The 10,124-nt window shown below is 66.4% G+C and carries 10 protein-coding genes; 1 reads left to right on the top strand and 9 read right to left on the bottom strand.

Annotation, left to right across the window (positions count from 1 at the left end):
• Positions 1-46: 46 nt before the first annotated feature.
• The 4 genes from AC1DZQ_RS20575 to AC1DZQ_RS20560 all read right to left on the bottom strand — a co-directional run bounded on the left by AC1DZQ_RS20575 (position 47) and on the right by AC1DZQ_RS20560 (position 4,381).
• A complete protein-coding gene (locus AC1DZQ_RS20575; RefSeq protein ID WP_476965241.1) occupies positions 47-472 on the bottom strand; it encodes a DUF3151 domain-containing protein in 426 nt (141 codons plus the stop codon).
• Positions 473-474: 2 nt separating this feature from the next.
• Positions 475-1,494, bottom strand: a complete 1,020-nt coding sequence (gene fbaA, locus AC1DZQ_RS20570) for a class II fructose-bisphosphate aldolase (RefSeq protein ID WP_476965240.1) — start codon at positions 1,492-1,494, stop codon at positions 475-477.
• Between the two features lie 169 nt (positions 1,495-1,663).
• A complete protein-coding gene (locus AC1DZQ_RS20565) occupies positions 1,664-3,643 on the bottom strand; it encodes a S53 family peptidase (RefSeq protein WP_476965239.1) in 1,980 nt (659 codons plus the stop codon).
• Between the two features lie 84 nt (positions 3,644-3,727).
• Positions 3,728-4,381, bottom strand: coding sequence for a TrmH family RNA methyltransferase (locus tag AC1DZQ_RS20560; RefSeq protein ID WP_476965244.1), 654 nt, complete (start codon positions 4,379-4,381; stop codon positions 3,728-3,730).
• Positions 4,382-4,477: 96 nt separating this feature from the next.
• Between AC1DZQ_RS20560 and AC1DZQ_RS20555 the strand changes: the two genes are divergently transcribed.
• On the top strand, positions 4,478-5,332 hold the full coding sequence (locus tag AC1DZQ_RS20555; RefSeq protein ID WP_476965238.1) for an HAD-IIA family hydrolase: 855 nt from the start codon (positions 4,478-4,480) through the stop codon (positions 5,330-5,332).
• An 8-nt stretch (positions 5,333-5,340) separates the two neighbouring features.
• Here the strand turns inward: AC1DZQ_RS20555 and AC1DZQ_RS20550 are convergent, their stop codons facing one another.
• From AC1DZQ_RS20550 to AC1DZQ_RS20530, 5 genes are all read right to left on the bottom strand, one after another.
• Positions 5,341-6,369: a thioesterase domain-containing protein gene (locus tag AC1DZQ_RS20550; protein WP_476965237.1), complete on the bottom strand. Its 1,029-nt coding sequence runs from the start codon at positions 6,367-6,369 to the stop codon at positions 5,341-5,343.
• Between the two features lie 107 nt (positions 6,370-6,476).
• Positions 6,477-7,022, bottom strand: coding sequence for a hypothetical protein (locus AC1DZQ_RS20545; protein WP_476965236.1), 546 nt, complete (start codon positions 7,020-7,022; stop codon positions 6,477-6,479).
• Between the two features lie 95 nt (positions 7,023-7,117).
• Positions 7,118-7,927 carry a GAF and ANTAR domain-containing protein gene (locus tag AC1DZQ_RS20540; RefSeq protein ID WP_476965235.1) on the bottom strand — a complete coding sequence of 270 codons (810 nt, stop codon included), beginning with the start codon at positions 7,925-7,927 and terminating at the stop codon, positions 7,118-7,120.
• A 112-nt stretch (positions 7,928-8,039) separates the two neighbouring features.
• A complete protein-coding gene (gene pyrE / locus AC1DZQ_RS20535) occupies positions 8,040-8,624 on the bottom strand; it encodes an orotate phosphoribosyltransferase (RefSeq protein WP_223914541.1) in 585 nt (194 codons plus the stop codon).
• Between the two features lie 114 nt (positions 8,625-8,738).
• A complete protein-coding gene (locus AC1DZQ_RS20530; RefSeq protein ID WP_476965234.1) occupies positions 8,739-9,986 on the bottom strand; it encodes an FAD-dependent oxidoreductase in 1,248 nt (415 codons plus the stop codon).
• Between the last annotated feature and the right edge of the window lie 138 nt (positions 9,987-10,124).

Raw genomic sequence — 10,124 nt, 5'->3', positions numbered from 1 at the left:
CTCCCACCTCAAGGTGGGAGCCCGCCGTCGTTGGTTTAACCCTTGGTCAGCCTTCGGACTCGATGGCCGCTCTCGCGCCGGGATCGGAATCCTTGAGGAACTTTTCGATCCGCTCCGGCTCCTCGGCCTCGCCGATCGCCGCGGACGCACGGCCAAGCGAGTAGAGGGAGCGCAGGAAGCCACGGTTGGGTTCGTGCTCCCACGGGATGGGCCCGACGCCGCGCCAGCCGTTGCGGCGCAGCGAATCCAGGCCGCGGTGGTAGCCGACCCGCGAGTACGCGTAGGAATCGATGGTGCGGCCCTCGTTCCAGGCCTCCTCGGCGAGGATGGCCCACAGGAGCGAGGAAGTGGGGTGCTTCGCCACGAGGTCCACGGCTTCCTGGCCGAGCGCGAGGTGCTGGTAGATCTCGCTCTCGGCAGGCAGGAGCGTCGGTTCGGGACCCATCAGGTTCTTGCGGAACTCGTCGGACATGGCTAGAAGGTCTTGCCGGTGGAGCCCAGCTGCTGGGCGGCCTCGACCACGCGGGCGGCGAGGCCGGCCTCGGCCGAAGCGCCCCAGACGCGGGGATCGTAGAGCTTCTTGTTGCCGACCTCGCCGTCGACCTTCAGCACGCCGTCGTAGTTGCGGAGCATGTGGTCCACCACCGGGCGGGTGTAGGCGTACTGGGTGTCGGTGTCGATGTTCATCTTGATGACGCCGTAGGAGACGGCGTCCGCGATTTCCTTGTCCGAGGAGCCGGAGCCGCCGTGGAAGACGAGGTCGAACGGGTTGGCCTTGCCGATCTTGGCGCCGACCTGCTCCTGGATGTCCTTGAGGATCTCCGGGCGGAGCTTCACACCGCCCGGCTTGTAGACGCCGTGCACGTTGCCGAAGGTCAGCGCCGTGATGTAGCGGCCGTTTTCGCCGGAACCGAGCGCGTCGATGGTGGCCAGGGCGTCCTCGACCGTGGTGTACAGCTTGTCGTTGATGGCGTTCTCGACGCCGTCTTCCTCGCCGCCAACGGTGCCGATCTCGACCTCGAGGATCATCTTGGCGGCCGCGGTGCGCTCGAGCAGTTCACGGGCGATCCGCAGGTTGTCCTGCAGGGTCTCGGCGGAGCCGTCCCACATGTGCGAGTTGAAGAGGGGGTTGCGGCCGGCCTTGACCTCGGCCTCGGAGGCGGCGAGCAGCGGGAGCACGAAGCCGTCCAGCTTGTCCTTGGGGCAGTGGTCCGTGTGCAGGGCGATGTTGACGCCGTAGTTCTTGGCGACCTCGCGGGCGAAGGCCGCAAAGCCGAGGGAGCCGGCAACCATGTCCTTAGTGGAGGCGCCGGACCAGTAAGCCGCACCGCCGGTGGAGACCTGGACGATGCCGTCGGACTCGGCCTCGGCGAAGCCGCGCAGCGCGGCGTTCAGGGTCTGGGAGGACGTGACGTTGACGGCCGGGAATGCGAAGCCGCCCGTTTTTGCGCGGTCGATCATCTCGGAGTAGATCTCTGGGGTTGCAATGGGCATGCTGACTCCTCGTCGAAAGCAGTGGTAGCTACATGGCTAACTACATCCTAGCCACGTGCGTCCCGGAGCCGAATACGTGAAGCCGGGTCCCGGAAATGTTCCCGGGACCCGACAACAAACGTAGGCAGACGTGTTACGGCGCTGCCATTGGCCGTGCGCCTTCGTGCGGCTACTGTCCCGCGATGCTAATCGCGAACCGGGCGGTCATGCTGCCGACGCCGGTGACGTCGTCATAGCCCGGCGCGGTCGCCAGCGATGTGTCACTGTCGGTGCCGACCAGGTAGCTGGCGCCAGAGACCGAACTGGAGAAGACCATGGCCTGGGGGCTGGACTGCGGCGCCACGTCCCGCGCTCCCGAGTTGCCCGTCTTCGCCGCAGCGTAGATGGCCGGGTTGGCGAAGCCGACCGTGTTCCCGGTCGCGGACTGCGCGATCGCCATCTGTGCCGCCGTCAGCGGACAGGCCAGCGACGTTCCGCCATACCCCGTCGTCTCATAGGAGCCGGTCTTGAGGACGTGGTCGTTCGTGATCGGGCTGATCCCCACCTGGTAGCCGGTGTAGGGATCGGCAAGGGAGGCGACGTCCGGGGAGACCCGGTAGCCGTTGGCCAGCGCGGACGGGACCGTGCCCTGCTGGTAGGCGGGCTGGGCGAACACCGCGCTAATTCCGCCGCCGGCGCCGAAGCGGAACGCCCCGGGCTGGGCCCCGGCGTAGCTGAGGCTGCCGTCGGGATTCGGGACGATCCGGTTGCGGGTGGTTCCCCAGCCGGTTTCGAACAGGTAGTCGTTGTTCTTGCCGACCGCCAGGCTGGTTCCGCCGACCGCCGTGACGAACGGCGAGCTGGCCGGGAAGTCCGGCGACGCGTAGCCCAGGCTCGCCTTCTCGTCCCCGTTGTCGCCGCTGGAGAAGTAGAGCCCGACGCCTTCGCCCGCCGCCTGAAGGTGAATGTTCTGCATGCCCAACAGCGCGTTCGGGGAGACCGCCTCGCCCACATAGCCGTAGCTGTTGCTGACAATGGTGCTGAGCTTCTGGTCCAGGATGGTGGACATCGCTACGTCGATGCCCGCGCCGCAGTTGTTCCCTCCGACGTAGAGGATATTCGCGGCCGGGGCGAGTCCGTGTACGGCCTCGACATCGAGCGTCTGCTCACCCTGCCAGCCGCTGGGCTGTCCGCACAGGGCCTGGTCCATAAACAACCGGGAATCCGGCACGATTTGCTGGTACTGCCCGGGCTTGAGGGCCGGGAGGCCATTCTTCTGCGAGTACGTGTTCGCGTCGGATTCGATGCTCGGCGATGCATAGGCGTCGATGATCGCGACAGTCTGGCCCGCGCCGGCCGTCGACGGGGACGTCACCCCGTAGGCGCCTTGCAGCTGGGACGGGGTGTAGCCGCAGATGGCGGTGCCGAAGCTCGTGGAGCCGTACGCCGCCGGAACGGTGACCTTGTTCTGCTCCCAGTAGTTCGAGCACGGCGCATCAACCGGCGCGGGGCCGACGGATTTGCCGGAGGGCTGGGCCGCGTCCGGGGACCCGCCGGGGGTTGCCAGCGACGGGCGGGTGAGCAGCCGTCCCTGGTCGATGGAGATCGCCTGGACCTTGGCGGCGAGGTTCGCGGGCAGGGAGGGGGCGGTGGACGGGCCGATCAGGCTCTGGCCCTGGAAGGAATAAGTCTGCTCGATCGTGCTGAACGCGGCATTGATCTGGGAGACGGTGCCGCGGAAGACCACGTAGAGGCCGCTCGCGGGGACCGAAGTGATTACCATGCCGTGCGCCTTGAGGTAGTCAACGAGCCCGGCGACGTCAACCTTGGCCGGCCCGTACTTGGCGATCCAGTCAGAGGGCGAAAGGTAGTGCTGGTATTGCGGATTTCCCGGAGTGGACACTGCCGTGGCGAACGCCTTGGCCGCTCCGGCGTCGGGCAGGTTCAGGTAGATTTCGCCCTCGACCGTTGTATTGCTCAGAGGGGTGCCGGTCTTGGCGCGGGAGCCTGCCCATGGGGGCACTGAACCCGGAGAGTTGTTCGACGGCGGCGGTGTCGGCGGGGCGGCGACCGCGGCCGTTGCGGTCAGGCCGATGGCAAAGGCGAGCGATGTTCCAAGCGCCAAATAGCGCGTGGCGCGCCGGGATTGCGAAGTTGAGACCGTCTTCATGAGATGTCTTCCCCTAGGCGGGCGCCCTTTGCGCCCACACACGCCAGAGCCTAAAGGGGAAAAGCCGATCTGACTATAGGTGCCTCAGGAAACTATCTGGGCGAACACGTGGCGGCGGATCCAGGCGTGCATCGCGATCGCGGCGGCGGAGGCCGCGTTGATGGAGCGGGTGGAGCCGAACTGCTCGATCGACAAGGTGTCCAGCGCCGCTTCGTGGACCTCAGGGGTCAGGCCCGGGCCCTCCTGGCCGAAGACCAGCACGCAGTCCTTGGGCAGCTCGTAGGTCTCCAGCGGGACGGAGTCCGGGAAAATGTCGATCCCGATGATCGCCAGCCCCTCCCCCTGCGCCCAGGCCACGAAGTCCTCAACGGTGGGGTGGTGGCGGACGTGCTGGTAGCGGTCGGTGACCATGGCCCCGCGGCGGTTCCACCGGCGTCGTCCGATGATGTGGACTTCCTTGGCGAGGAACGCGTTGGCGGTCCGGACCACGGTGCCGATGTTGAGGTCGTGCTGCCAGTTCTCGATTGCGATGTGGAAACTGTGGCGCTTGGAGTCCAGGTCGGCCACGATCGCCTCGTGCTTCCAGTAGCGGTATTTGTCCACCACGTTGCGCCGGTCGCCGTCCGCCAGGAGGTCAGGATCCCAGTGCTCGCCCTGGGGAAATTCGCCTTCCCAGGGTCCGACGCCGACCTCCGCTTTCGGTTCCGCTTCCGCCGAGTCCGCTGACGGCTCTGGCACAGGCTCTACGCCGGCGTCGCCGGGGATCTCGGGTTCAGTCACGCCTCAACATTAGACTGGGAGTCAGGTAGCGGCACACTTACGGCGGAGGACAGCATGGCAGATCAGCGCGAAGAGCAGGGTACCGATTCAAGCGAGCGACGTTCAAATGCCTCGATGTACCGCAGTGGCCAGGAAATCGAGTGCTGGCTCACGGACATGGACGGTGTGCTGGTCCACGAGAACCAGCCCATCCCGGGCGCATCGGAGCTGATCCAGCGCTGGGTGGACACCTCCAAGCGGTTCCTCGTGCTGACCAATAACTCGATCTTCACGCCCCGGGACCTCGCGGCCCGGCTGAGTTCTTCCGGACTGGAAATCCCGGAGGAGAACATCTGGACCTCGGCCCTGGCCACCGCCCAGTTCCTCAAGGACCAGGTCCGCGGCTCGGAATCGGGGAACCGCGCCTACACGATCGGCGAAGCGGGACTCACGACGGCGCTTCACGAGGCCGGCTTCATCCTCACCGACCAGAACCCCGACTTCGTGGTGCTCGGCGAGACCCGCACCTACTCGTTTGAAGCCATCACCATGGCCATCCGCCTGATCCTGGCCGGCGCGCGTTTCATCGCCACCAACCCGGACGCCACCGGGCCCTCGAAGGACGGCCCCATGCCTGCCACCGGGGCCATCGCTGCCCTTATCACCAAGGCCACGGGCCGCGAGCCGTACATTGTGGGCAAGCCCAACCCGATGATGTTCCGGTCGGCGATGAACCAGATCGATGCGCACTCGGAAACCACGGCCATGATCGGCGACCGCATGGACACCGACATCATCGCCGGCATGGAGGCGGGCCTGCACACGGTGTTGGTGCTCAGCGGCATCACCCACCGGGACGACATCGCCGCGTATCCGTTCCGGCCCAACCAGATCCTGAATTCCGTGGCGGACCTCAAGAACCAGATCTGAGCAAAATCTCAGAACGCGGTCTTCTTCCCGCCGCCGCCCGGCAGCGGGAAGAGGTCGTCCTGGAGTTTTTCGATGATGGGCCGGTAAATGAACGGGCTCCAGCCAGGGCTCGCGTGCTCCGGCCTCGCCCCGTCAGTGCGCAGGTCATCCGAGACCATGTTGGCCTTGAAGGACAGTGACCAGGTATCCCGGGCGGTCTCGTAATCCACCGTCTTGTCCCGCGGGTTGCCGATGAACGCCATCTTCGTTTCGCCCAGCTTCCCGACGAAACGGCTGGCCTGAAAGTGGTAGATGTAGGCCGATTCGGACTGGATCAGCACACTGGACGGCGCGATCGGGGACAGCTGTTCCAGGGTCTGGTCCACCACCTGGCCCCAACTGCGCTCATTCTTGTGCAGCATCCTCTCGCCGAGCTCATAGCCGCCGCGCAGCACTGTGGGGAAGCGGAACCCGCTTTCGTAGAGCAGCACCACGCCCTCGAACCAGCTCTGGTCCAGCACGTCGTGCCGGCTCGCCGGGCTCGAGTCGAGGAGGATGAACGCCACTTCGACGCCGTGCAGTTCGCGCAGCCGGGCGGCCACTTGGGTTGCCACCATGCCGCCGAAACTATGGCCGTAGAAGTAGAGGGTGGTGAGATTATGGGCGCGGACGTGCTCGATCACGGCTATGACCACCTCGTCGATGTCCAAGCCCTCGTTGGAATATCCGACGGCGGCGAGCTGGCCCCTCTTGTTCAGGGATCCGCGCAGGGCGTTCAGGATCCACAGGGTCTCTTCCCAGCTCGTTTTGTAGCCGGGGAAGAGGAACCAGCTGGCGTGGGGGAAATACCGTTCGGCGACATCATCGGGTACTTCGAGGATCCGGGTGGCACGCCGCTCGGCCTGCACGCGCTGTGTGAAAAGCATGTCCGCCGCCAGCAGCGAGGCGGACCCGGCGCCGATCAGGAACGTGCGCCGGGAAACCCGTTTAAGCTCGACGGCGCGGCGGAGCATGCGGGCCTCGGCAGCACCGGGGCCTCGCGGATGGTTCGAATCCATCTCGGCCGGCACATCTCTACCGTATCCACGGTTCGGCGGGGATGAGAAACCGGATCAAACGGCGGGGCCGAAGGTCAGTGTGGGAGCGCCGTTGGCGCCGTTGGCGGCTACGCGGGTTCGGGCTCGCGGCCGACCTCGCGACGGCTGATTTCCATGCCGATCTCGTCATAGGTCGCCAGGAGTTCCGAGCGGGCCATGTCAGCGGGGTCATCGAGGAGGCCGAACACGGAGTCGGACGCGGCGAAGAGTTCGTCGTCGGAGAACCGGGTCAGCTTCCGGGTACCTGAGGGATCGACCGAAGCCACGAATTCTCCGGACATGTCCAGTGCGGGCAATGCGGCGGAGTCGTCGCGGTGCGCGGTCAGTTCCAGGGAGACGCCGCCGGCGGGGTGCATGCCGGCGATCTCCGAGCCGGAGGTCGCGCCGTCGATTGCGTTGAGGTCGTTGCGCAGGCCGGCCAGCGCTGATGATTCCACGAATGCGGCCAGGCCGAGGTCGACGCGGATGTGCGAGATGATCCCCATGCGGCGAACGCGCTGGATAATTTGCATCAGGGCGGGTCGGGAGGCTTGCGTGAGGCTCCCCCGGACACTAATCCGGACGACGTCGGAGACGACATCGAGTTTAACGTGTGCTTGCAGGGTCTGGTCCATAGGTACTCCAAATAAGGATGTCTATGGCCGACGGCTCAACCTCATTCAGGGTATCCGCGCTTCTGGTTGCACACAAGTCATAGGCGGCTGCCGGTTCAGCCTGCCTGTCGCCGATCCGGCTCCTCGTAGTGCGTCCTTGTTGCCGTTCCGCCCACAGACTGCACCAGGGATTTGGCGACGTCGCGGAGTTTGACGTTGCCGTTGCTGGAGGCATCGGTGAGGATCCGGACCGCTGTTTCCTGGTCGCAGCGGTTTTGCGCCATGACGATCCCGATAGCCATGTCGATCACGGTCCGGGACTCAAGCGTGGCGCGCAGGTTGGTGGCGCTGTCAGTGTGCAGCGAGAACCGGACTGCCAGCCGCAGCGCCTGGGAGATTTCGCGGGTGTAGCCGCGGGCCCGGGCCGCGACGTCGCCGTCGAACTTGCGCGGGACATCGGAGTAGAGGTTCAGCGCCGCCTGGGCTTCGCCCTGGAGGTGGAACGGCACCGACAGCACCGAGCGCAGGCCGTGGGAGGCGACGGCGGCGGCGTAGTCGGGGCCCCAGCGGTCCTCGTCGAAGAGGTCCGGGACGTAGACTTCCCGTTCCTCCTGGGCAGCGGTCAGGCACGGGCCCTGGGACAATGAGTACTGGATTTCGTCCACTTCGCGGGCGGAGTCACTGCTCCACCCGATGGTGGCGGCCTTGCGGTCCCGCAGCAGCGTAATTCCGCACAGCGCATCGTCACCGGAGCCCGCCACCTGGTGCGCGGAAAAACGCGCGAGTTCGTTCAGGAACACTTCGAAATCCGCGCTGTCCAGGATCAGGTTCTGAATCTGGTCGACCGTGCCCACCGAGATGTCGGCGCTCTGGCCTTCAGGGCCACGATTCACACCGTTGTTCAGGGACTTTTCGGACGGGAGCATGGCGCGTGTTCTCCAGATGGAAATAAGGGAAGGGTATGGGACAAATGATAGGTCACGGCCCATACCCCGTCCACCCGCACCAGCCGAAGGGGAAGCCCTCGCTGCCGAACCCCTAGCTGAGGCCCAGTTCGTCCTTGCCGAAGGCGAAGAGGTACGGAACACCGGCTTCGGCCTCGATCTTTTCCTTGGCTCCGGTATCGCGGTCCACGATCACGGCGACGGCCACCACGTTGCCGCCGGCCTTGCGGACGCCTTCGACGGCGGTCAGCGCGGACCCGCCGGTGGTTGAGGTGTCCTCCAGGACCAGGACCTTGCGGCCCTCGACCGAGGGACCTTCCACCTGGCGGCCCATGCCGTAGGACTTCTGCGCCTTGCGGACGACGAACGCGTCCACCGGGCGGCCGGCGTCGACGGCGGCATGCATGACGGCGGTGCCCACCGGGTCTGCCCCCATGGTGAGGCCGCCGGCGCACTCGAAATCGATCCCGGCGTCCTCCATCAGCGAGAGCATGACCTGTCCGACGAGTTTGGACGCCTCGTGGTGCAGGGTGATGCGGCGCAGGTCGATGTAGTAGTCGGCTTCGGCACCGCTGGAGAGGATGACCTTGCCGCGGACTACGGCCAGTTCCTTGATCAGTTCCAGGAGTCGGGCACGGGCAGCGGCAGCGTCGGCTGCGAAGTCACGGGTGGCAGTCATGGCTCCCAGTTTAGTGGCTGGTCCGCCGCGGATTCCCAGCCGGAGTCCTGTATGTCGGACCCCACTGTGCCGGGGCACCGGCACGGAGCGCCGGACGCCCAGGCGGGGCTGAGGCTAGGGCTGCGGCTGGGGTCCGGCACGCCGTGCGAAGGCCGGTGCGTGCTCGGGCCGCGGACCAAAGGCGATGAAGCGGGGAATGATCTTGCGGAACGCCGGAACGTGCCGGGCGAAGAAGAGTGCCGCGGCCGGAAATTTTGTCCGCTTCCCGGTCATGATCGGGACGAAGATCGCGCGTTGCATGATCCGTTGGACCGTCTGCACAATGACGGTGGGCAGCCGCCGCCGTCGTTGGACTTTCTCCAGGTCTGCCGTGGTTACCCGGCCCCGCAGCAGGGCGGGGGCAAGGTATTCGGCGGCGGCGGCCGCGTCCTGGATGGCGAGGTTGATTCCGACGCCGCCAGCCGGGGACATCGCATGCGCGGCGTCCCCGATGAACATCAGCCCGTTGATGTGCCACGAGCGCAGCCGGTTCAGGCGCACGTCCAGCCAGTGAAGGTCTTCGAGGGATTCGATGGTGTCCACCCGGTCCGCGAGATCCGGGCGGAGCGCGGCAACCCGCCGTCGGAAGCCTTCAACGCCTTCCGCACGGATCCGGGCCTCGGCGCCCTTGGCGGCGAGGTAGCCCATTTGGTAGTAGTCGTTGCGGAACAGGGCCAGCAGCGCCTCGCCGGGCCCAAACGCCGGCACAAGCCCGGCCACCTCACCCGTTTCGGAGGGATAGCGGGGCAACCGGAACCACCAGGTGTCGAAGGGCACCGGGAACTCCTTTGGCGCCAGCCCGGCCGCGGTGCGCAGCACGGAATGGCGGCCGTCCGTGGCAACCACCAGATCCGCCAGGAGCTCGTCCTGCGTGCCGTCGGAAGTCCTGAAGCGGACTCCGCGGACGCGGCCCCCGTTGCGGACCAGACCCGTGGCGGTGTGGCTCATGAGCAGCGTAAACCCCGGTTCCTGGGCGGCGGCGTCGGCGAGGAAGCTCAGGAAATCCCATTGCGGCATCATGGCGATGTAGTTGTACGGCGGCGGCAGGGCGTCAAAGTCGCCCATGGTCACGGACGGCCCGCCCGGGACCGGGAAAACGACGTTCTTCAGGCGGCTCTGCGGCAGCCGACGGAACTCCTGGCCGAGTCCGAGTTCGTCAATGAGCCGGATGGTGGACGGGTGCACGGTGTCGCCGCGGAAGTCGCGCAGGAAGTCCGCGTGCTTCTCCAACACCGTCACCTGTACCCCGGCCCGTGCCAGGAGCAAGCCCAGCATCATCCCCGCGGGTCCACCGCCCACCACCGCGCATCCGGTCTTCTCCATGGCCCCACGCTACGCCTGCGCGGGGTGGTGCGGGAGGGGTTTTCGCGGCGCATTCTGGTTGGCGCCACGCAAATTATCCTGCGCTACGGGAATCCCCGTAGCGCAGGATAATTTGCGCAGCGACCGTTAGGAAACGCC

It is taken from the genome of Arthrobacter sp. P1_C12_2 (genome assembly GCF_056406415.1).
The sequence above is the reverse complement of the archived record's forward strand: the minus strand, read 5'-3'. Positions and strand labels throughout refer to the sequence as shown.